20 protein-coding genes are annotated in these 22569 nt (G+C 51.0%); 4 read left to right on the plus strand and 16 right to left on the minus strand.

Features of this window, described 5'->3' with window-relative positions:
- The 3 genes from CIK92_RS03690 to CIK92_RS03700 all read left to right on the plus strand — a co-directional run.
- A partial coding sequence (locus tag CIK92_RS03690) for an alpha-N-acetylglucosaminidase (protein WP_216822216.1) occupies positions 1-2200 on the plus strand: 2200 nt, incomplete at its 5' end.
- A 221-nt stretch (positions 2201-2421) separates the two neighbouring features.
- Positions 2422-3045 (plus strand): flavodoxin, encoded by a 624-nt coding sequence (locus tag CIK92_RS03695; RefSeq protein ID WP_254045993.1) that lies wholly within the window; start codon positions 2422-2424, stop codon positions 3043-3045.
- A 5-nt stretch (positions 3046-3050) separates the two neighbouring features.
- On the plus strand, positions 3051-3866 hold the full coding sequence (locus CIK92_RS03700) for a carboxymuconolactone decarboxylase family protein (RefSeq protein WP_094388214.1): 816 nt from the start codon (positions 3051-3053) through the stop codon (positions 3864-3866).
- 162 nt (positions 3867-4028) lie between these two features.
- Here CIK92_RS03700 and deoD read toward each other — a convergent pair whose 3' ends face one another.
- The 16 genes from deoD to CIK92_RS03780 all read right to left on the minus strand — a co-directional run bounded on the left by deoD (position 4029) and on the right by CIK92_RS03780 (position 21645).
- A complete protein-coding gene (gene deoD / locus CIK92_RS03705; RefSeq protein ID WP_094387207.1) occupies positions 4029-4745 on the minus strand; it encodes a purine-nucleoside phosphorylase in 717 nt (238 codons plus the stop codon).
- A gap of 116 nt (positions 4746-4861) precedes the next feature.
- Positions 4862-5245, minus strand: a complete 384-nt coding sequence (locus CIK92_RS03710) for a hypothetical protein (RefSeq protein ID WP_094388215.1) — start codon at positions 5243-5245, stop codon at positions 4862-4864.
- A 23-nt stretch (positions 5246-5268) separates the two neighbouring features.
- The gene (locus CIK92_RS03715) at positions 5269-7005 is read right to left on the minus strand and encodes an ATP-dependent RecD-like DNA helicase (protein WP_094388216.1); all 1737 of its coding nucleotides are present in this window, start codon (positions 7003-7005) and stop codon (positions 5269-5271) included.
- A 12-nt stretch (positions 7006-7017) separates the two neighbouring features.
- On the minus strand, positions 7018-9552 hold the full coding sequence (locus tag CIK92_RS03720) for a transglycosylase domain-containing protein (protein ID WP_094388217.1): 2535 nt from the start codon (positions 9550-9552) through the stop codon (positions 7018-7020).
- Between the two features lie 43 nt (positions 9553-9595).
- The gene (gene miaA, locus CIK92_RS03725; RefSeq protein ID WP_094388218.1) at positions 9596-10501 is read right to left on the minus strand and encodes a tRNA (adenosine(37)-N6)-dimethylallyltransferase MiaA; all 906 of its coding nucleotides are present in this window, start codon (positions 10499-10501) and stop codon (positions 9596-9598) included.
- On the minus strand, positions 10501-11271 hold the full coding sequence (gene lpxA, locus CIK92_RS03730; protein ID WP_094387202.1) for an acyl-ACP--UDP-N-acetylglucosamine O-acyltransferase: 771 nt from the start codon (positions 11269-11271) through the stop codon (positions 10501-10503). Before lpxA ends, miaA begins: the two co-directional genes overlap by 1 nt.
- A gap of 1 nt (position 11272) precedes the next feature.
- Complete coding sequence (locus tag CIK92_RS03735) at positions 11273-12664, minus strand: bifunctional UDP-3-O-[3-hydroxymyristoyl] N-acetylglucosamine deacetylase/3-hydroxyacyl-ACP dehydratase (protein WP_022310278.1); 1392 nt, start codon at positions 12662-12664, stop codon at positions 11273-11275.
- A gap of 43 nt (positions 12665-12707) precedes the next feature.
- Positions 12708-13754 carry a UDP-3-O-(3-hydroxymyristoyl)glucosamine N-acyltransferase gene (gene lpxD, locus CIK92_RS03740; protein ID WP_094388219.1) on the minus strand — a complete coding sequence of 349 codons (1047 nt, stop codon included), beginning with the start codon at positions 13752-13754 and terminating at the stop codon, positions 12708-12710.
- A 43-nt stretch (positions 13755-13797) separates the two neighbouring features.
- Entirely contained in the window at positions 13798-15018 is a 1221-nt protein-coding gene (locus CIK92_RS03745; protein ID WP_094388220.1) for an HD domain-containing protein, read from the minus strand.
- On the minus strand, positions 15008-15835 hold the full coding sequence (gene pyrF / locus CIK92_RS03750; RefSeq protein ID WP_094387199.1) for an orotidine-5'-phosphate decarboxylase: 828 nt from the start codon (positions 15833-15835) through the stop codon (positions 15008-15010). The genes CIK92_RS03745 and pyrF overlap by 11 nt, the downstream gene beginning before the upstream one ends.
- A 19-nt stretch (positions 15836-15854) precedes the next feature.
- Positions 15855-16967, minus strand: coding sequence for a peptide chain release factor 1 (prfA, locus tag CIK92_RS03755; protein WP_094388221.1), 1113 nt, complete (start codon positions 16965-16967; stop codon positions 15855-15857).
- 3 nt (positions 16968-16970) lie between these two features.
- Positions 16971-18137, minus strand: coding sequence for an AIR synthase-related protein (locus CIK92_RS03760; RefSeq protein WP_094388222.1), 1167 nt, complete (start codon positions 18135-18137; stop codon positions 16971-16973).
- A gap of 69 nt (positions 18138-18206) precedes the next feature.
- A complete protein-coding gene (locus CIK92_RS03765) occupies positions 18207-18959 on the minus strand; it encodes a shikimate dehydrogenase (protein WP_094388223.1) in 753 nt (250 codons plus the stop codon).
- Positions 18960-18971: 12 nt separating this feature from the next.
- Complete coding sequence (gene ubiE, locus CIK92_RS03770) at positions 18972-19706, minus strand: bifunctional demethylmenaquinone methyltransferase/2-methoxy-6-polyprenyl-1,4-benzoquinol methylase UbiE (RefSeq protein WP_022310271.1); 735 nt, start codon at positions 19704-19706, stop codon at positions 18972-18974.
- 4 nt (positions 19707-19710) lie between these two features.
- On the minus strand, positions 19711-20661 hold the full coding sequence (locus CIK92_RS03775; protein WP_094388224.1) for a phosphoribosylaminoimidazolesuccinocarboxamide synthase: 951 nt from the start codon (positions 20659-20661) through the stop codon (positions 19711-19713).
- A 12-nt stretch (positions 20662-20673) separates the two neighbouring features.
- Positions 20674-21645 (minus strand): PhoH family protein, encoded by a 972-nt coding sequence (locus tag CIK92_RS03780; RefSeq protein ID WP_094388225.1) that lies wholly within the window; start codon positions 21643-21645, stop codon positions 20674-20676.
- 103 nt (positions 21646-21748) lie between these two features.
- Here CIK92_RS03780 and CIK92_RS03785 point away from each other — a divergent pair, with 103 nt between their 5' ends.
- Positions 21749-22561: a DUF5715 family protein gene (locus CIK92_RS03785; RefSeq protein WP_094388226.1), complete on the plus strand. Its 813-nt coding sequence runs from the start codon at positions 21749-21751 to the stop codon at positions 22559-22561.
- The last annotated feature ends 8 nt before the right edge of the window (positions 22562-22569 follow it).

The raw sequence follows: 22569 nt of genomic DNA on the forward strand, positions 1-22569 counted from the left end.
CCCCCATACACCCCACCCCCACTTTGTCAACTACTCATCAACTTATATCATGAACCGTAGAATCATTACTACCCTCTGCCTGATGGCGGTAACCATAGGCATGATGGCATCCAACGATGTCAAGACGGCGCAGAATCTGGCGCGACGTATACTGGGCAACAAGGCCCAGACAGTGGTCTTCAAAAAGATTGACTCCACAAAAGACGTATTCACCCTGGAGAGCAACCAGGGCAAGGTGGTCATCAGCGCCAACAACGCCAACAGCATGGCTATGGGCCTGAACCACTATCTCAAGAACTATTGTCACACCGCCATCTCTTGGTACAAAGACGACCCTATCGAACTGCCGGAGACTATGCCTGCTGTCAAAGAGAAGGTAAGAATAGAGTCGCGGCTTCCCATGCGTTTCTTCCTCAACTACTGCACCTACGGCTATTCGCTGCCTTGGTGGACTTGGCGTGAGTGGGAACACTTCATCGACTGGATGGCGCTCAACGGTGTCAACATGCCTCTGGCTATCACCGGTCAGGAATCGACTTGGTATAACGTGTGGAAGAAGTTCGGGCTCAACGATGAAGAGATTCGCTCCTTCTTCTCCGGCCCCGCCTATCTGGGCTGGCACCGCATGTGCAACTTCGACGCCTTCATGGGACCTCTGCCCCGCGACTGGATGGACCGTCAGCAGACGCTGCAGAAGCAGATACTGAAGCGCCAACGCGAACTGAACATGACTCCCGTGCTGTCGGGATTTGCCGGACACGTGCCCGCCAAATTCGTAGAGAAACACAAAGGTCTCAAATATACCGACGTGTCGTACTGGGGCTCATTCAAAGACCCCGAGCGCTACCGCTGCCGTTTCCTCTTTGCCACCGACCCCATGTTTGCCAAGATACAGCGCGCTTTCATCGAAGAACAGACCCGCATGTATGGCACCGACCACATGTACTGCATAGACCCCTTCAACGAGGTAGACCCGCCCACGTTCAACTGTGACTCGCTGGCCATGCTCTCACGCGGTATATACGAGTCGCTGGCTGCTGCAGACAAGGATGCACACTGGCTGCAGATGAGTTGGACCTACAAATACATGCCAGGATGGAACGGCGAACGCATGAAGGCTCTCTTCAGAGGTGTGCCACAGGGTCGCCTGATCATGCTCGACTACTGGTGTGAGAATGTACAGATGTGGAAAACCACGGAGTCGTTCTACGGCCAGCCCTTCATCTGGTGCTATCTCAACAACTTTGGCGGCCGCAACCGTCTGGTGGCTCCCTCGGACCGTATATACAACTATATAGACAATACATACGAGAAGGCAGGTTCCAACTTCAGCGGTGTGGGTGCTACACTCGAAGCCCTCGACGTCAACCAGTTTGCCTTCAGCATGCTCTTTGACAAGGCGTGGAATATGCCTGGCTCGCTCAACGAATGGCGCAACTCGCTGGCTGACCAGCGCATGGGCCGCATAGACGAGAAGGCGCGCAAGGTGTATCGTGACTACTGCGAGCGGGTGCTCGACGTACCACGCACATACAACTATACCTTTGTGGAGTCGCGTCCGGGAATGAAGAAGAAAGATAAATGTACGCCCACGCGCGAGGCGCAGAACGAAATATGGAAGGAGATGGTGAACCTCAATTCAGACCGCGACGGATACAAGATGGATGTGGTGAACATCGGTCGCCAGTGTCTGGAGGAACACTTCTACGTGCTCTGGCGCAAGTTTGTCGTGGCTTACGACTGCTACGACCTCAAGGAGATGAAGCGTCTGGGAAGTGAGATGAAAGAGGTGCTGGCCGACGAGGCTGCCCTGACCGCCTGCCACCCCGTGTTCTCCATGAAGCGATGGATAGAACAGGCTCGCAGCTGGGGCAACTCTGCCGAGGAGAAAGACTACTATGAGCGCAACGCCCGCCGCATCGTCACCGTGTGGAACAACAACCTGGCAGGACTCAACGACTATGCCGGCCGCCCATGGGACGGACTGCTCAAGAGTTTCTATCTGCCACGCTGGAGCATGTTCGTAGACCGCGCCATCGACTGCCGTGAACGGGGCACCGAGTATGATGAAGACAGCTTTGTCAAAGAGTGCTACGAGTTTGAAGAGAAGTTCTGCGAACTGGAAGTACCCATCGAATATCCCCAAAAGCAAGACCCAGTACAGCTGTCACGACAGTTGCTGAAGAAATACTTTGAATAGACGCCGGGCTGTTCATACCGAGCAGAACGCCCGAAGCCAACAAATCGCATATTCGCATACAGGAAAGTACTGTATACGAATATGCGATTTTGCGTTACGCCGCAACGGGGGGAGCCACGTTAGGAGAAAACGGTAATAATTGGCGTAATATAGGTAACAATGCCAATTCAGTTTCTATATACCTTTGCATTGTAAATCGAAACATAATAAAACTATCGATTATGAAACGAGTATTGAAGTATACAACAATGATGGTTTCGGCACTCATGGTTTCTGCTGCATGTAACGGAAGTGTGAAGTCATCGCAACAAAAAGAACAAGCCTCTATGGAGAGCAAAGGAAAAATACTGATTGTATTCTTCTCGCATGCCGGGGAGAACTACGGAGTGGGCAATGTGAAGGTGGGCAACACCAAACTTGTGGCCGACCAGATACAGAAACTCACGGGCGGTGACGAGTTTGAGATTGTCGCGGAGAAAAGCTACGACATGACGTATGATGCCCTCACCAAACTTGCAAAGAAAGAGGCAGAGAACAACGAGAAGCCGGCCTTCAAGGGCGAGGTGAATGACATGGACCAATATGAAACCATCTTTATCGGTGGACCAGTATGGTGGGGCACCTATCCACAAGTAATGTTTACCTTCTTCGACAAATACGATTTGAACGGCAAGACCATTATCCCCTTTACCACCCATGAAGGAAGCGGGCTTGGCAATGTGGTAAACGACCTAAAGAAGCTGTACCCCAACGCCACCTTCAAAGAGGCAATGAGCATCTACGGTCATGAGACACGCAATAATCTCTCGAAAGTAGACAAATGGTTGAAACGACTTAACTATTGACAATTATGAAAAGACTCGTAATATTTATTTTATTAACAATGATAACACTCTACATTATGGCACAAAAGAAAATAGAACAGACCGCAGGACGCATGCAATTAGGAGTGTTTGCTCCAGAGTTCGCCCACCTCAACGATGACATACTCTTCGGAGAAGTATGGAGCCGCAATGACCTACTCTCCCTCCGCGACCGAAGTATGGTAACCATTACAGCACTTATCAGCCAAGGCATCACAGATAGTTCGTTGAAATACCATCTACAAACTGCCAAGAACAACGGCATCACACGTACAGAAGTAGCCGAGATAATCACACATATCGCTTTCTATGCCGGTTGGCCCAAGGCTTGGGCTGCCTTCAATCTTGCCAAAGAGGTGTGGAACGAAGACGTGACCGGCGATGACGCCAAGGCCGCTTTCCAACGTGAGATGATATTTCCCATCGGCGAGCCTAACACAGCCTACGCTGCTTACTTCAAAGGTAATAGTTATCTTGCCCGCATCTCCACGAGTCAGATACCTTTTGCCAATGTAACCTTTGAGCCTGGATGCCGCAACAACTGGCATATACACCATGCCACAACAGGCGGCGGCCAGATGCTGGTAGGTGTGGGTGGCCGTGGGTGGTATCAGGAAGAAGGCAAGCCGGCACAGCAGATAATGCCAGGTACCGTCATCCACATTCCTGCCAACGTGAAACACTGGCATGGTGCTGCCAAAGACAGCTGGTTTGCCCACCTCGCCTTCGAGATTCCTGGCGAAAACGCCTCTAACGAATGGCTGGAACCTGTATGCGAAGATGAATACCAAAAGCTGCAATAATGTTCCACCCTATAATAGGCAATTGCGACAGATGTAGAACAGGTAACTGCCACTAACGCCTGAGACTGCAACGTACCGTGTGACAAGAATACAACGGAAATGGATTAAAAAAGCGCAGCCCCTGCCGGGGCTGCGCTTTTCTATAATGCGTACTGATACAGATTAAAGCACGATGGCACTCTCGAGCGCCAGGGTCATCATCTTGGTAAATGAATTCTGGCGGTCTTCGGCTGACAACTCGGTGTGGTCGACAAAAGAGTCGCTGATGGTAAGCAGGCAGGCTGCGCGCTTGCCTGTCATATTGGCATTGTGGAAGAGGGCAAAGCTCTCCATCTCTACGCAGTCGCTGCCATTCTGCTTGATGATATCCTGCCATGTACCCTGTGAGGCATCACGATAGAAGACATCGCTGGAATGAACTATGCTGGGCTTGCACTCAATACCTATCTCCTTGGCCTTGGCCTTGATGACGTCATTGAGTTCCTGGCTTGGCTTGATGGCGTTGTCCTTGCAGCCACCCTGTACAAGAGCGTAGGAAGACTCGCTCACGGCTACCTCGGCAAGAGTGACATCCATCACCTTGAGCCAGTCGCGATAGCTACCAGCCGAACCGATGCGGATAATGTTCTCTACACCATAGAACTTGTAAAGCTCCATAGAGTAAATGCCAATGCTGGGCATACCCATGCCACTGGTCATAACTGAAACTGGTACGCCCTTGTACAGACCGGTATAGCCGAGGGCATTACGAACCGATGTTACCAACTTGACATCCTCGAGGAATGTCTCTGCTATAAACTTTGCGCGAAGCGGGTCGCCAGGCATAAGCACTGTCTTGGCGAAATCGCCCTTTGCGGCTGAAATGTGCGGTGTTGCCATTTGTTCTATTTTAATAAAGCGTTTAGATTACAAAATTAGGCATAATCAGTCGGATGCGCAAGGAAAAGGGCAAAATTATTTTATTTTGCTGCATTGAAGGGGCAATGGAGAAAAGGTTAATCGCGGTCAAGATAATCTGTCGGCATGATTTCTCCTTGCAACAGCATGTCATCAGGAATAATTCCCTCGGGGATGTCTGTAATCTTTGCATCCCGTCCACGCGACATGGGACTGGCGAGACCTTCCAACTCGTGGTATTCCTCATCAGGGTCTATGGTAATAATGGTGCTACGGATATCTATTTTCTCCGCAACTTCGGTGATTCCACGCTCGTCGAGCTGTCGCTGAAGATCGGCAAGCTCGGCATCACACACGGGGCAAGTGCCGGGACAGTCGCCCACATGATGGCACTCTGCTGGAGTGTAATCCAACCCATACTCGATAGCCAGCTGCTGGCGTATGCTCCTCAGGAGGTCGCATTTCTGTCTGCCTGTAGTCATATATATAAAAGGTATATAGGGAATCAGTCTTTCTTGAGTTTCTTCAACCGTCGCTTCGCTTCGGGAATATCGGGACACAGCTCAAGGGCTTTCTCAAAGTTTCGGATGGCAGCCTCGGTGAAATGCTCCTTCTCGCACTCGCGGCCCATGACGACATACTCGACAGCCAGTTTCTTGAGAAATTTCTCCTTCTTCTTGATTTCTTCCTTCAAACGGGCTATCTCCTGGTCCTTCTGGTTAATGACATTGAGCTTGCGACGGATGTAACGCTTGGCAACAGGGCGTTCGATGTCGTAACGGCTATGGATAGCGAGGAAGAAGTTGTCCAGCACGGCCTGCATGTCGCCTGCATCAAAGGCCTTGACGGCATCATAATACTGCTTGTCGGCCTTGCCCTGTTCGAGAGCGGCATGAATAAGCTGCTGGTTGTTATAGTTCTTGGCGAAACGGGAAACTTCGGCTTTGACGAAGACATCTTCACGCCGGATGGGGCTCTTGAGGCTAATGCCTTCGAGCGAACGGCAGCGCGAAAGGGCGACATAAGTCTGACCGCCGGCAAAGACTCCGCCGCTGAAATCGATTTTGACATTGCGGAAGGTAAGGCCCTGGCTCTTGTGGACGGTAATGGCCCACGCCAAACGCAGAGGGAACTGGCAGAAAGTGCCAAGAACAGACTCTTCAATCTTCTGTTCCTTCTCGTTGAAGGTATACTTGATATTGCTCCAGATTTCCTGCTCAACATCAAACTCCACTCCATCCTCGGTACGGACATAGATGATGGCGTCCTTACTATCCTCAACATCGAGCGAGAAACCCGTGACGGTGCCCAGAGTGCCATTGACCCACCGTTTCTCCTTGTCGTTGCGCACAAAGAGAACCTGCGCGCCCACCTTGAGTTCGAGTTTGAGTGGAGAGGGCAAGTTGTTCTCGGGGAAATCGCCTTCGATGGTTCCGTCAAAGATGGTAGCATCGCCATCAAGCTCAGCCAAGCGCGTACTGTTGATGTAATCGACGGTATCGCGACGGGTGGACAGCGTAATGGAGAGCGAAGAGTCGGAGGTGTCAATGTCGGCACCCACCTGGCGATTGAGCATCTCGAGGTCGGCAGTGGTGACATGCGACGAACGGATGTGGTCCAACAGGTTGATAAAGGTAGGATTGTTCTGGCGATACACCTTGGTCAGTTCGATACTTACCAACTGGAGGGAGGCAAAGACCTTGGCATCGAAGAAGAACTGGGAATGATAGAAAGGCGCAAGCAACTGACGGTCTTCCTCACGAACGACAGGCTCAAGCTGATAGATATCACCGACGAGGAGGAGCTGCTTGCCGCCAAACGGCTCACGCATATTGCGGTTGTAGACGCGCAGCACCTTGTCAATAAAATCGATGATGTCGGCGCGCACCATGCTAATCTCGTCGATGATAATCAGTTCAACCTCACGTAGCAGCTTGCATTTTTCGCTGGTGTAGCGCAGTGTCTTACGCATATTGCGCACGCTGTAGCGGGTATCATTGGGCAGCAGGGGATGGAAGGGGAGCTTGAAAAAACTGTGAAGCGTGGAGCCACCGGCATTGATGGCGGCTATACCAGTAGGCGCGAGGATGACATGCTTCTTCTTGGTGGTCTCGGAGATGTAGCGGAGAAACGTAGATTTACCCGTGCCTGCCTTTCCGGTAAGGAAAAGCGAGCGACGGGTAAACTGTATGATTTGCAGAGCTTTCTGAAACTCTTCGTTGTCAAGATTGATCTGTTCCAAACCTATGGATAATTACAAATCATCAAAACGAACTGCCTGTTCGGTGGGCTTATGGGGCTTGTGGTCGCCCTGAGAACCGGGCTCAGAAGAGGTTCCGACTTCGGACTTCTCCTCCTTTCGGATAACAGGATTGCCGTTTTCATCAAGTATTATCTCTTCCGAATTGAGCTCAAGGCTATCAGTAGCAGTACTGTCGTTCTTGGCTTTCTGATAGTAGCTGTCGCAGATGTAGTCAACGCGCGAGATGTCGGCATCGGCAGGCTTGACAAACTTGCCATGATATTGCTGGAAAGCGGGGTCTTTGAAAACCGACTGGAGGAAATAACCACAGATGGGAAGAGCCGTACGACTACCCTGCCCCAAGGCACCAGTGCGGAAATGGATGCAGCGATATTCGCCGCCAACCCATGCTCCTACGACGAGACGCGGACTGACGCCCACGAACCAAGCATCGGAATGGTTGTTGGAGGTCCCCGTCTTTCCACCAAACTCGGTATCACGCACATCGCCGACATAGCCCCACAGACTCTGCGAGGTTCCGCCCGGCTCGCGCATACCTCCCTGGAGCAGCTGCTGCATGAAGAATGCTGACTTGGTGGATATGGCTTGCTCGGACTGGGTGTCGGCCTGATAGATGACCCTGCCGTCCCTGTCTTCGACACGGGTAACCAGCATAGGTTTATGGCGACGGCCATTGTCGGCCACGGTGCAGTAGGAGTTGACCAACTCGAGAAGACGCACATCACTGGAACCGAGGGCCAAGGCGGGGGCGTCGTCGAGCGGACTGTCAATACCCATGGCGTGGGCTGTAGAGATAATGCGCTTGATGCCCATCTCCTGACCTAAGCGTACGGCAATAGAGTTGACGCTTCGGGCGAAGGCAGACTTGAGAGGCATAGAGTCGCCGCTGAAGGTTCCGTTGGCATTGGTGGGAGTCCAACGGGTCATCTCCTGTTTCTTACTGTCAAAGACATCCATGCTAATCTGCTCGTCGCGGCGCTTGTCGCACGGGGTAAGTCCCTGGTTCATCGCCTCGGTATATACGAAGAGCTTGAAGGTAGAACCAGGCTGGCGCATGGCTGTAACCTTGTCATACTTCCAATGCTTGAAATCGATGTCGCCCACCCATGCCTTTACAGCGCCGGTCTGGGGTTCCATGGCAACCATACCGCAGTGCATGAAGCGCACCATATAGCGGATAGAGTCAAGGCTGGACATCTCCATCTCAATCTCCCCATTGGCATAGTCAAAGACCTTGACCTTGTGGGGTTTGTTGAGATAATAGTCGATAGAGTCGGCGTTTTCGCCGAACTTCTCGACCAAGGCTTTGTAGAAGGGCTGGCGCTTGGCGATACCCTCGATGAAGCCGGGGATAACCTGGTGGTGCTCATCCTGCCATGGTTCCTCTTTGCCCCAATGGTTGTTGAAGTTGCGCTGGATGATACGCATCTGTTTGTTGGCTGCCTCTTCAGCATACTTCTGCATACGCGTATCTATGGTAGTATAAATCTTCAAGCCACTCGTGTAGAGGTCTGGCGCTTTGTTGTCATCATCATCGGAACCGACACCTGCGCCTACGCCGACAAGCAGACTGTCGCAGGCTTCGGCAACGGCATTGCGGAAGTAAGTGGCCTGACCATCATAATTGTCTTCCACCTTGTAATTGAGCTTGATATCGAGTTTGCTCAACTCCTCATACCGGCTTCGCGACAAATCGCCATGCTTCAGCATGTTGCTCAGCACGACATTACGACGTGAGCGGCTGTTCTCGGGATGACTCTTGGGATTGTAATAGGTGGTAGCCTTGAGCATGCCCACAAGGATGGCTGCTTCGTCGGTGGTGAGATCCTTGGGCAACTTATTGAAATAGGTCTTGGCGGCAGTCTTGATGCCAAAAGCATTGGAACCGAAATCAACGGTGTTGGCGTACATCGTGATAATCTCCTTCTTGTTGTAACGTGACTCCAACTTCAGCGCAATAATCCACTCTTTGCTCTTGACAATCAGGATGCGCAGACCGGGAATCTTACCCAAAAGTCCAGTAGAATAGTGAGAACGGACACGGAACATATTCTTGGCCAACTGCTGGGTAATGGTAGAAGCGCCTCGGCCCTCATGGCGCAAGGCAGCATCCTTGACGGCGCCAAAGATACCAATGGGGTCAATACCGAAATGGCTGTAGAAACGCTCGTCCTCGGTATCAACAAGGGCCTTGAAGAAATCAGGAGTAATCTCTTCATACTTAACAGGGGTACGGTTCTCACTGAAGAACTTGCCAATGAGCTGACCATCAGCACTGTAAATCTCAGAAGCCTGGCTGGTCTGAGGATTAAGGATGCCGGAGAAATAACCGGGTGACTTACCAAACAGCCAAAGGAAGTTGATGTCAACAGCGCCTAAATACAAAAGGAAAGAAACGATAACGGAAACAAATCCTATCAACGCCTTTTTCCATACGGGAGCGCCCACGTAGAGGTTCTTGTACCACGCCCAAAAGGCTGTGATTTTGGCCCTACACCACAGGTAGAGGAATTTAACTTTATCCATAGTTAATAAAACAAGCTGTTATGCACGTACAAAAGTACGAAAACTATTTGTCTAATAAGTGTGTGTCGATATAATTTATGATTTCTTTAACGTTATCCGGGTGAAACCATACGATTTCAGGGTCCTTTTTGAACCATGTGAGTTGCTTGCGCATATATCTGCGAGAGTTGGACTGGATGCGACGGATTGCTTCGACGCGGTCGGTGAGTCCATCAAAATAATCAAACATCTCCCGATAACCTACTGTGTTGAGCGAATTGAGTCCTTTGAGGGGATAACAGCGGCGAGCTTCGTCCTCCAGACCTGCATCCATCATGTCAAGAACACGCTGGTTGATACGTTCATAGAGTTCTCCGCGGTCGCGATTAAGACCAATCTTGAGGACACGGAAAGGACGTTCCTTCTTGCTGTTGGTACGAAAGGATGTGTAGGTCTTGCCAGCCATATAGCAGATTTCCAAGGCATGGACGACACGGCGAGGATTGTTCTTGTCAACGATCTGATAGTGTTCGGGATCAAGCCGACGAAGCTCCTCAACAAGCGCAGGAAGACCTTCAGCTTCAAGTCTGGCTTTCATCATCTGGCGCGTAGCGTCATCGATGGTTGGGATATCATCGATGCCATTGCATACGGCATCAATATACATCATGCTTCCACCGGTAAGCATAGCCACATCGCCACGCTCAAACTTGTCGCGCAGCAACGCCATTACCTCTTCTTCATAGATAGAGGCGCTGTAATAATCATTAAGGTGATGATTGCCAACAAAATGATGATGAACACGCTGTTGTTGTTCTTGGGTCGGAGCAGCAGTTCCGATAGGCAGCTCTGCAAATATCTGACGCGAGTCGGCATTGATGATGTCAATGCCCAAATGCTCGGCTATAGTTAGGCAGAGTTCTGTTTTTCCCACGCCTGTCGGCCCAAGAACAACAACCAGTGTCTTCATTATCTGATAATTCCCCGTTGGGAAGAACTTACGAAGTCTATGATATACTGAATTTCGGGGGTAACTGTAAGTTGCTTTTTGATTTCCTCAATGCCTTCCTTCATCAGTCCCTTAGAATAAAGGATGCGGTAAGCGTTGTGGATGTTTTCGATAAGCTCATTGCTAAATCCACGACGACGCAGACCGATGATGTTGACACCTGCATACTTCAACGGATGCTTGCCGGCAATAATATAAGGAGGAATATCCTGGCTGAAGCGGCTTCCACCCTGTATCATCACATAGCCACCGATACGGCAGAACTGATGGCAAAGCACCTCGGCACTCAAGATAGCATTATCGTCTACCACCACTTCACCGGCAATCTTGGTAGAGTTACCGATGATAATATTGCTACCAATCACACAGTCATGGGCGATATGCATATTCTCCATGAGCAGGTTATTGTTGCCCACGATGGTGGTACCCTTTGAAGCAGTACCACGCGAGATGGTAACAAACTCACGGATACTGTTGTTGTCGCCTATCTCACAGATGGTCTCCTCACCCTTATACTTCAGGTCCTGAGGTTTGGTGGAAAGGCTGGCGCCGGGAAAAATCTCATTATTGTTTCCAATACGAGCACCACGATTGATGGTAACACTGTTTTGAAGGACATTGTTATCACCCAATACCGTATTCTTGTCAATAAAGCAGAAGGGGCCTATAATATTGTTGTCTCCCAGTTTGGCTTCTGGGTGAACGTATGCCAAAGGACTTATTTGGTTCATATTATTTGTTTTTAACGATTTGTGCAGTAAATGTAGCCTCAGACACTACCTTGTCGCCGACAAACATATAGCCCTTCATGGAGCTGATGCCGTGGCGTACGGGATGAAGCAATTCTACGCGGAAAAGCAGGGTGTCGCCAGGGACAACCTTCTGCCTGAACTTCACATCGGTAATACCCAAGAAATAGGTTGACCAACGCTCGGGCTCTTCCACCTGGTTGAGTACCAACAAACCGCCACACTGTGCCATTGCCTCTATCTGAAGGACGCCTGGCATTACAGGCTCCTGTGGGAAGTGGCCTACGAAGAAAGGCTCATTGCTGGTTACATTCTTCACACCGGTGATGCTTGTGGGGCCAATGGCGGTAATCTTGTCAACAAGCTGCATGGGATAGCGGTGGGGCAGCAACTCGCGGATGCGGATGTTGTCCATGATAGGAGCCTCGTTGGGATCATAGATAGGCGCCTGAACCATGTGCTGCTTAATCTCCTTACGCATCAATCGGGCGAACTTGTTGTTCACGGTATGGCCAGGACGGGTGGCAATGATTCTACCCTTCAGCGGACGACCGATAAGAGCCATATCACCGATGATATCCAAGAGCTTATGACGGGTACACTCGTTCTCCCACATCAGCGGACGGTGCTGGATGTAGCCAATCTTCTTGGCGTCCATATGGGGCACCTTGAGAACGTCGGCCAACTGGTCGAGCTTCTCCTGCTCCACTTCTCTTTCGTAGATAACGATGGCGTTGTCCAGGTCTCCACCCTTGATAAGGTTAGCCTCGAGCAATGGAACGATATCACGAACAAACACAAAGGTACGCGCAGGTGCTATTTCCTTGGCAAAGTTATTGGTACTGTCAAGTGTGGCAAACTGGCTGTTGATGAATTTGGACTCAAAAGAACACATGGCGGTGATGCTGAACTCCTCGTCGGGGAGAATGGTGATGCATGAGCCTGTCTTTTCGTCCTTGATTTCTATTTTCTTACGGATAACGTAGTAGTTCTTAGGTGCATTTTGCTCCTGGATTCCCACTTCATTGATTTTCTCGACATACTGCATGGCCGAACCGTCAAGAATGGGGAACTCAGGACCATTAACCTGAATCAGACAGTTGTCAATACCCATTGCATAGAGAGCTGCCATACCATGCTCGATAGTGCTTACTCTGATATCGCCACTGGAAAGCACTGTACCGCGCTGGGTGTCACTTACCTTTTCAGCTATGGCGTCGATAATGGGATGGCCCTCGAGGTCGATACGCTGAATCTTGTATCCATGATTCTCTGGAGCAGGATTGAAGGTGACGGTCAGGTGAAGACCGGTATGCAATCCTTTGCCGAAGAGAGAGAAACTACCTTTAAGGGTAGTCTGTTTTACTGTGTCCATATATTACTTTGCTCTGTTCTCTAATTGATAGAGATATATGTGATTAATCTTGTTTCTGCTTTTTCAGCTCTTCCACTTCCTTCTGCAAATCGTTCAGCTGCTTGTAAATCTCGGGCAATCTGCGGATGATGGCCTGTGACTTGAAGAACGAACGCTGGTCTGTAGGGGGAGTACCGATAAGGGTCTGGTTATCTTTCAGACTGCCAGGTACACCCGACTGGGCACCCAGGAATACTTTGTTGCCGATAGTAATATGTCCAGCAATACCTACCTGACCGCCAAACATGCACCACTGGCCTACCTTGGTAGAGCCGGCAATACCTACCTGAGCACTCATCACGGTGTTTTCACCGATATCAGTGTTGTGTGCTATCTGTACAAGATTATCAAGTTTGACGCCCTTTCTTACGAACGTGCTACCCATAGTAGAACGGTCGATACAGGTATTTGCGCCAATTTCAACATTGTCTTCTATAATGACATTGCCTATCTGGGGAATTTTGTCATAACTGTTGGTCTCGGCATTGGGGGCAAAGCCAAAGCCGTCGGCACCCACCACGCTACCGGCATGAAGGATAACTTCATTGCCCAAACGACAGTCGTGATAGACTGTTGTGTTGGGATACAATATACAGTTATTACCGAGTTTTACATTGTCACAGATGGTGGCATTAGGATAAATCTGACAGCCGTCGCCCACCACAACATTGTCGCCGATATAGGCAAAAGCGCCGATATACACATTGTCGCCAATCTTGGCCGACTCAGAGATGAATGCCATCTTGTCTACGCCCTGCTTCTTGGGCTTCATGCTCTCATAGAGTTGCAACAATTTGGCCACGCAGTCACGTGCGTTGTCCACTCTGATAAGCGTAGTCTCTACAGGTTTGTCCAGTTCTATGCTTTTGTCAACGAGCACCACCGAGGACTTGGTTTCATAGAGATAATGTGTATATTTGGGATTGGCAAGAAAAGAGATGGCACCAGGCACACCCTCTTCAATCTTCGTAAAGGTAGTGACTGAGGCATTTTCATCGCCCTCGATGACACCTTGCACGAATTGCGCTATCTGTTTAGCAGTAAACTCCATAGTTTATGTATTAATTAATTTCTGCAAATATAGTAAATATAATTCAAAAACGCTGATAACAAAGATAATATTTGCATATTTTTTTTGATAACAACGATATATTGAGTATTTCTGAGGCTTCTGTGATGTCTTTTATCGTACCGTCCTTGTATAATATGGATATGTGATCGTCGTGGATGTCATACATGTCCTTACGGATGGTAGAGACATTGACCAGATAGGCTGTGTCGTCAAAAGAGAGACCATAGCGCTGGGCTATCTGATGCCTTATATCCATCACTTCTGCCTCTTCCACTGCCGTACTGCGAACCTCAACCTTGAAGATTCTGCGGTCTATAAGATTGCGAGACAATAACGAGAGTATGGGGTCGCGATGGGTGGTCCACGCCTTGACACTCGCCCAGATATCACTGTCATCCAGCATCTTGTAATGCTGCAACGGCTCAGCATTGTCCACAAACGCCTCCTTATCTATATGGTTGTAGAGGAAGTAGTGCAGCGCCGGAGTGGCAAAGACCGTCTCTCCCTGGTCAGCCAGATACTTGGCACGCGAGAGGAGATTGACCAGCAGTTTCTCATAACCCACCGTTGTCTTGTGTAGATACACCTGCCAATACATCAACCGCCTCGAAGTGAGATAATTCTCTATCGAATAGATACCCTTTGAGTCAACCACAAGATTGTCATCGACCACATTGAGCATCTTGATGATACGCGCCGAGCCGATATTGCCTTCGGTCACACCGGTAAAAAAACTGTCTCTGCGCAGGTAGTCAAGCCTGTCCATATCGAGCTGACTACTAATCAGCTGGTGCAGAAAACGCTTGGGATATTCATCCTTGAAAATCTTGATGGCCAAGGTCAGGTTGTCGCCCAAGTCGTGGTTTATCTCATTCATCATCATCAGCGATATCTCCTCATGGGATATGCCGTGGATGAGAGTATTCTCCAGCACATGCGAGAAAGGGCCATGACCGATGTCGTGCATCAATATGGCAGACTGAACCGCCTCTGCTTCACTTTCAAAGATGAACACGCCTTTCTGCGTGAGCGAGAGTATGGCCTCACTCGTAAGATGAAAAGCGCCCAGTGAGTGTTGAAAGCGGGTGTGCTGGGCACCGGGATATACCACATTGGTCAAGCCCAACTGCTTGATGCGTGTCAGGCGTTGAAACAGGGGATGCTTCACGATGTCGAGCAGCAATCCCCGTGGTATCTTTACAAATCCGAAGACCGGATCGCTTATGATTTTGCTATCGTTCAATGCGTTCTAATTCAGCTGCCATTTCCTGTTGCAGTTCATGGGCTTTCTGCGCAGCCACCTCGGCAAAGTCTTCACCTTGCGAAGCATAGATAATACCGCGCGACGAGTTGACCAGCAGGCCACAATCAGTAGTCATGCCATACTTGCACACCTCCTGCAGACTGCCACCTTGTGCACCAACGCCGGGAACCAGCAGGAAGTGAGTGGGAGCACACTTGCGGATGTCCTTGAACATCTCTCCTTGAGTGGCACCTACCACATACATCATATTGGTATCGTCGCCCCACTCCTGGCTCTTCTTCAGCACCTTCTCAAAGAGTCTTTCGCCGTCTTTGTCCTCAGTCATCTGGAAGTCCAAAGAGCCCTTGTTGGATGTAAGAGCCAAGAGGATTACCCACTTGTCCTCATATCCCAAGAAGGGCTTCACGCTGTCCTCACCCATATAAGGGGCGACAGTCAGGGCATCGAGGTTGTACTCCTCAAAGAATGTACGGGCATACATAGCCGATGTGTTGCCGATATCCCCTCGCTTGGCATCGGCGATGACGAAGTGATGGGGATAATGCTTGTTCAGATAGTCAATGGTCTTTTCAAAGGCCATGATTCCCTTCACGCCGAAGGCTTCATAGAAAGCCAGATTGGGCTTATAGGCCACACAGTAGTCTGCCGTGGCATCAATGATGGCCTTGTTGAAGGCGAAGATAGGGTCTTCCTCGTTCAGCAGATGGGTAGGAACTTTCTTCAGGTCGGTATCCAGTCCTACGCAGAGGAACGACTTCTTGTCAAATATCTCTTTTACCAGTTCTTGTCTGTTCATAACGTCAATGCTATTTGTTTTAGAGTTCACTTTCCTTCAGACGCTCAGCGTTTTCGGCCACGGTGAGAGCGTCTATCATATCCTGGATGTTACCGTTGAGGAAGCCCTGCAGATCATGGGTGGTATAACCGATGCGATGGTCGGTCACGCGGCCCTGGGGGAAGTTGTAGGTACGTATCTTGGCACTACGGTCACCGGTAGATACCAGCGACTTGCGACGGTTGGCGATATCGTCCACATACTTCTGGTGCTCCTTGTCATAGATAAACGTACGCAGACGCGCCAGCGCACGCTCCTTGTTCTTGGGCTGGTCGCGGGTCTCGGTACATTCTATCAGGATTTCCTCGGTCTCGCCGGTGTTGGGGTTCTTCCACATATAGCGCAGACGAACACCCGACTCCACCTTGTTCACATTCTGACCTCCGGCACCACTCGAACGGAAGGTATCCCATTTGATTTCGCCTTCGTTGATGGTCACTTCAAACTTGTCGGCCTCGGGCAGCACTGCCACGGTGGCGGCACTGGTGTGCATACGGCCCTGAGTCTCGGTGGCAGGCACACGCTGCACACGGTGCACACCTGACTCATACTTCAATGTGCCATAGACATCCACACCACTCACGGCGAAGTCTATCTCCTTGAAACCACCCACGGCACCTTCCGACGCACTGGTCACAGAGAGGGTGAAACCCTTGGAGTCGCAGTACTTCTTGTACATCTGGAACAGGTCACCGGCGAAGAGGGCAGCCTCGTCACCACCGGTTCCGGCGCGTATCTCCATCTGCACGTTCTTGGCATCTTCAGGGTCTTTGGGTACGAGGGCAATCTTGATTTCTTCTTCCAGCTTGGGCTGGAGAGCCTCGTTCTCTGCCAACTCTTCGCGCGCCATCTCCTTCATGTCGGGGTCGCTCTCGTTGGCCAGTATGTCCTTGGCCTCCTTGATAGAGTTGATGCAGTCGATATATCTCTTGCGGGCATCCATGATGTCGCCCAAATCCTTATATTCACGGGTCAACTTGACATATCTCTCCTGGTCGGCAATGACATTAGGGTCGGTAATCAAGGTTGAAACCTCCTCGTATCGGCTTTCCAGTCCGTCGAGTTTAGATAATATGTTGTTGTTTTCTGCCATATATTAATAATTGAATGTTCCGTATTCAGAATGGATGGTAAGGCTCTTCTCGCCCTCTTCGATATGGCCCACTACCTGGGCATCGATGTTGAAACTCTTGCTGATGGCGATTATCTTCTCTGCAGTTTCGGGAGCGACGTAGATTTCCATGCGGTGACCCATGTTGAACACCTGATACATCTCTCTCCAGTCTGTTCCCGAACAGTCGTGGATAGCTTTGAAGAGAGGGGGTACGGCAAACATATTGTCCTTGACCACCTTGCAGTTGTCATTGACAAAGTGCAGCACCTTGGTCTGCGCACCACCGGTACAGTGTACCATACCGTGGATTTCGCTTCTACATTCGTCGAGCATCTTCTTGATGACGGGAGCATAGGTACGTGTGGGCGACAGCACCAGTCTGCCGGCATTGACGGGCGCACCTTCCACCTCGTCGGTGAGAGCATACTTGCCGCTATACACCAGTTCGTCGGGCACAGCATGGTCAAAGCTCTCGGGATATTTCTCTGCCAGATACTTGGCAAAGACATCATGGCGGGCGCTGGTCAGACCATTGCTGCCCATACCGCCGTTGTAATGCTTCTCATAGGTAGCCTGACCGGTAGAGCTCAGACCCACAATGACATCACCGGGACGGATGTTGGCATTGTCTATCACGTCCGAGCGCTTCATGCGGCAGGTCACTGTCGAGTCTACGATGATCGTACGCACCAGGTCGCCCACATCGGCGGTCTCACCACCAGTGGGATAGATGCCAATACCCATCCCGCGCATCTCAGCCAGCAGCTCGTCGGTACCGTTGATGATGGCAGAGATTACCTCGCCAGGCACCAGCATCTTGTTACGGCCGATGGTGCTCGACACCAGGATGTTGTCGACAGCACCCACACACAGCAGGTCGTCGGTGTTCATCACGATGGCATCCTGGGCTATGCCCTTCCACACCTCAATATCGCCGGTCTCCTTCCAGTACATGTAGGCCAACGACGATTTGGTTCCGGCGCCGTCGGCGTGCATGATGTTGCAGTAATCGGGGTCACCGCCCAGGATATCGGGGATAATCTTGCAGAAGGCCTGTGGGAATATGCCTTTGTCTATATTCTTGATGGCATTGTGCACATCTTCTTTGGCGGCACTTACGCCACGCATCATATATCTGTTGTCTGTCATTGTTTGTCGTGTTGATTGTGTTGTTTGCTCTGGCAGCCCTGTCGGCCCGCCTATACCTTATTATATATATTATAGTTGTTCTTTGCCGTTCCAGAACTCCCATGACGAGAATGCCTGCAGGAGCAGCATCTCCAGTCCGTTGGCGATGGTGGCACCATGAGCCTTGCCCCGCTTCAGGAAGAGAGTCTCGTCGGGATTGTAGATGAGGTCGTAGAGCAGCGTGTGCATGTCCATAGCGTGATAGGGAATATTGGGACATTCGTCAGCGTGCGGATACATGCCGATGGGAGTACAGTTGACGATCACGTTATACTCCTTCACCACCTGGGGAGTCACCTCTTCATAGCGTATGGCACCCTCTTTCTTACTGCGACTCACAAAGAGAGTCTCCAGACCCAGCGACTTCAGACCGAAGTTGATGGCTTTCGACGCGCCGCCAGTACCCAGTATCAGCGCCTTCTTGTGGCAGGGCTCCAGCATGGGCTCTATACTCTTGGTGAAACCTATCACATCGCTGTTGAAACCCTTGAGGATGGTCTTGCGGTCCTTGTGGGTGACGCGGATAACATTGACGGCACCTATGGCATTGGCCTCCGGACTAATGGCATCCAGATATTTGATGACCTGCTCTTTGTAGGGTATGGTCACATTGAGCCCCTTCAGCTCCGGATTGGAGTCGAGAATCTCGGGCAGCGTAGAGATGTCGGGGATTTCGTAGTTCTCGTACACGGCATCGATGCCCTCGTTCTGGAATTTCTCATTGAAATACCCTATGGAGAACGAGTGTCCTAAGGGATAGCCTATTAATCCATATTTGTCCATAACTGTAATATGTTATTTGGTTGCAAGATACAGGGTGCAGATACCACAGGTGAGGCGCCGGAACGAGGCTTCCTCGAAACCGGCGTTCTTGAGTATCTCCGTCATCTGCTCTCCCTGAGGGAAGGCCTCGATGGTCTGCGTCAGATAACGGTATGCCTTGACATCATGGCTGATCAGATTGCCATAGAGCGGCAGGATGGTGTGAGAGTAGAGGCCAAAGAGCTGCTTCATCGGGAAGCGCTGCGGCGTGGTCAGTTCGACGATAGCGAGGCGACCGCCCTTCTTCAGCACACGGCACATCTCGGCCAAGCCTTTGTCGAGGCTCTGGAAGTTGCGGATGCCAAACGAGGCAGTGACAGCATCGAAGGTTTCGTCGGCGAAAGACATGTTCATACAGTCTTCGTGGACAAAGGAGATGACCTCTCCCAGTCCCTCTCGCGCAGCCTTCTCGCGCCCTATCTCCATCATGCCTTCAGAGAAGTCGGCGCCAGTCACCTGCTGGGGCGCCAGGCTCTTGGCGGCAAGGATGGCCAGATCGCCGGTGCCCGTAGCCACATCCAGAATGTGCTGGGGGCGCCAGGGCTTCAGACTGTCTATGAGAGCCTTGCGCCAGCGGCGGTCGATGCCCCACGACATCAGCAGATTGAGCTTGTCGTAGGTGGGCGAGATGGTGTCAAACATGCTCTTCACCATCTTGCCTTTCTCTGCCTTGCCTGTGTAGGGCTTAATCTTCTCCTGTGCGTACATAGTTCTACTTGCGGGTAGCCAGATATGCAGCCACGTTCTTCTCGATACGGGCAGCGATGTCGCCATCTTCGGCGGTCTTGTCAAACTTCTCGCCGGTAATCTGCTCGTAGAGCTCGATGTAGCGGTCGCTGATGGTCTCAGCATACTCATCGGTAATCTCGGGCATGGTCTGTCCGGGCTCGTTCATGAAGTTGTGCTCAATCAGCCACTGGCGTACAAACTCCTTGGACAGCTGGCGCTGGGGCTCACCCTTGGCGAAGCGCTCCTCGTAGCCATCGGCATAGAAGTAGCGGCTCGAGTCGGGAGTGTGTATCTCGTCGATGAGATATACCTTGCCGTCGCGCTTGCCAAACTCATACTTGGTGTCTACCAGTATCAGTCCGTGCTTGGCGGCAATTTCCTGTCCGCGGGCAAAGAGCTTGCGGGTATAGTCTTCCATCACGGCGTAGTCCTCGGCAGAGACGATACCCTGACGGATAATCTCTTCTTTGGAGATGTTGAGGTCGTGACCCTCATCGGCCTTGGTGGTAGGAGTGATGATGGGCTCGGGGAAACGCTCGTTCTCGCGCATGCCTTCGGGCAGCTTCACACCACATATCTCGCGGCAGCCGTTCTTATAGTCACGCCAGGCCGAACCGGTAAGTATACCGCGGATAATCATTTCTACACGAAATCCCTCGCACTTCAGACCTACGGTAACCATGGGGTCAGGGGTTGCGAGTTTCCAGTTGGGACAGATGTCTTGGGTCTGGTCCAGGAACTTGGCAGCTATCTGGTTCAACACTTGTCCCTTGAAGGGTATGCCCTTGGGCAGAATTACATCAAAGGCAGAGATACGGTCGGTAGCCACCATTACCATCAGGTCGTCATTGATGTCATACACATCCCTTACCTTGCCATGATACACACTTTGTTGTCCTTCAAACTTGAAATCTGTTTTCGTTAGAGCTTTCATTATTTATTGAGTTTAGTCCTTGAATTCCAATTCCTTTTCGCCGTGTCGCGCCTTGTCGTAGGCTTCGTAGGCATTGACGATTCGTGTCACCAGCTTGTGGCGCACGATGTCCTTCTTGTTGAATTCTACCACCGAGATGCCTTCGATACCGCTGAGCAGCTGCAGAGCTTCCTTCAGCCCGCTCTTCTGCTCGTGGGGCAGGTCTATCTGGGTCATGTCGCCGGTGATAATCATCTTGGTATTCCATCCCATACGGGTGAGAAACATGCGGATTTGCGCCGGGGTGGTATTCTGAGCCTCGTCGAGTATTACCACCGCGTCGCTCAGCGTGCGACCACGCATGAAGGCCAGGGGAGCTATCTGGATAATGTGCTTGTCCATCATATCCTGCAGCTTGGCTGCCGGTATCATGTCTTCCAGAGCGTCGTAGAGCGGCTGCAGATAGGGGTCTATCTTATCCTTCATGTCGCCGGGCAGAAAACCCAACTTCTCGCCAGCCTCGACGGCCGGACGCGACAGGATAATCTTCTTGGCGTTCTTCTCCTTCATAGCCTTCACGGCGAGGGCTATACTGAGATAGGTTTTTCCGGTTCCGGCAGGTCCCACGGCGAATATCATGTCGTTCTTGTTGAACGAGTCTATCAGAAGCTGCTGGTTTTCAGAGCGCCCCTTGATAGGTCGGCCTGAGAGCGAATAGACCACAACATCCTTCACGGCATCGGCCTTGGTCGCCTCGCCCTTGATGATGTCGAGTATGTCCTCATCGTTCAGACTGTTATATTTCAGAACATGTTTTCTTATGGTTTCAATATCTTCTTCGGCTTTGGCCATTTCTTCCTCATCGCCGAGAAGACGCATCACATTATCGCGAGCCACTATGCGCAGTTTAGGGAACAGCGACTTTATCATTTGCAGGTGGCTGTTGTTTACCCCATAGAATATGAGTGGGTCGATATCTTCTAATATAATATGTTTCTCTATCAATTGATACCCATTTAAATTTAGGTGCAAATTTACAAAAATCTTGTGATACTTGACCATAAAGTGTTGATTTTTTACTAACTTTGCGCACAAATACATAGATTTGATGAACATAAGTAGAAAAAGATATATACAAGGTTTTTGCATCGCAGTGGTGGTGCTCGGCATGGTGAGATGTATCTTCCCCTCGGTGGCAGGCGATATGCCCCGCTCCGCTCAGACACAGACTCCCGTAGCGACGACAGCCGACAGCACACTGGCCGCAGACACCGCAGCGCTGCTCAAAGGCACACTGAAGGCCACCCCCATCAGCCAGCGCACACGCTTTTTCAACGCCGACGGAACCCCAGCGCGCAACCGCATATTCAGCGTGCCCAATTTCGGCAATACCTTTCCCGACCAGAACGATGTACAGATGCTCTCAGCCCGGAAACATGGCGTGTCGCCCGTGGCAGACGAGCACGAAGCAGAACGCCGCAAGAGCGAACTGGTATATATCGGCGCCAACCCCTACTTCTATACCGACCGGCTACACAACAGCATCCCCTATCTCGTGCCCCGCGCCTCCGTACTCTTGCAGGACATAGGCCGCGCCTTCTTCGACAGCCTTCAGACCAAGGGAGTGCCACTCCACAAGATTATCGTGACCAGCGTGCTGCGTAGCAAGAAGGATGTGACCCATCTGCGCAGACGAAATTCCAACGCCACACAGAACAGCTGCCACATGTATGGCACCACCTTTGACATCGCCTACAACCGCTACAAGACAATAGAAGCCCCAGGCGAACGTCGCCGCGTGGTGCGCAACGACACGCTGAAATGGATATTGAGCGAAGTGCTGCGCGACATGAGGCAGAACGACCGCTGCTGGATAAAATACGAAGTCCACCAAGGCTGTTTCCACATCACGGCGAAGTAACCACCACC

The organism is Prevotella sp. P4-67 (genome assembly GCF_002251325.1).
Lineage (GTDB): Bacteria > Bacteroidota > Bacteroidia > Bacteroidales > Bacteroidaceae > Prevotella.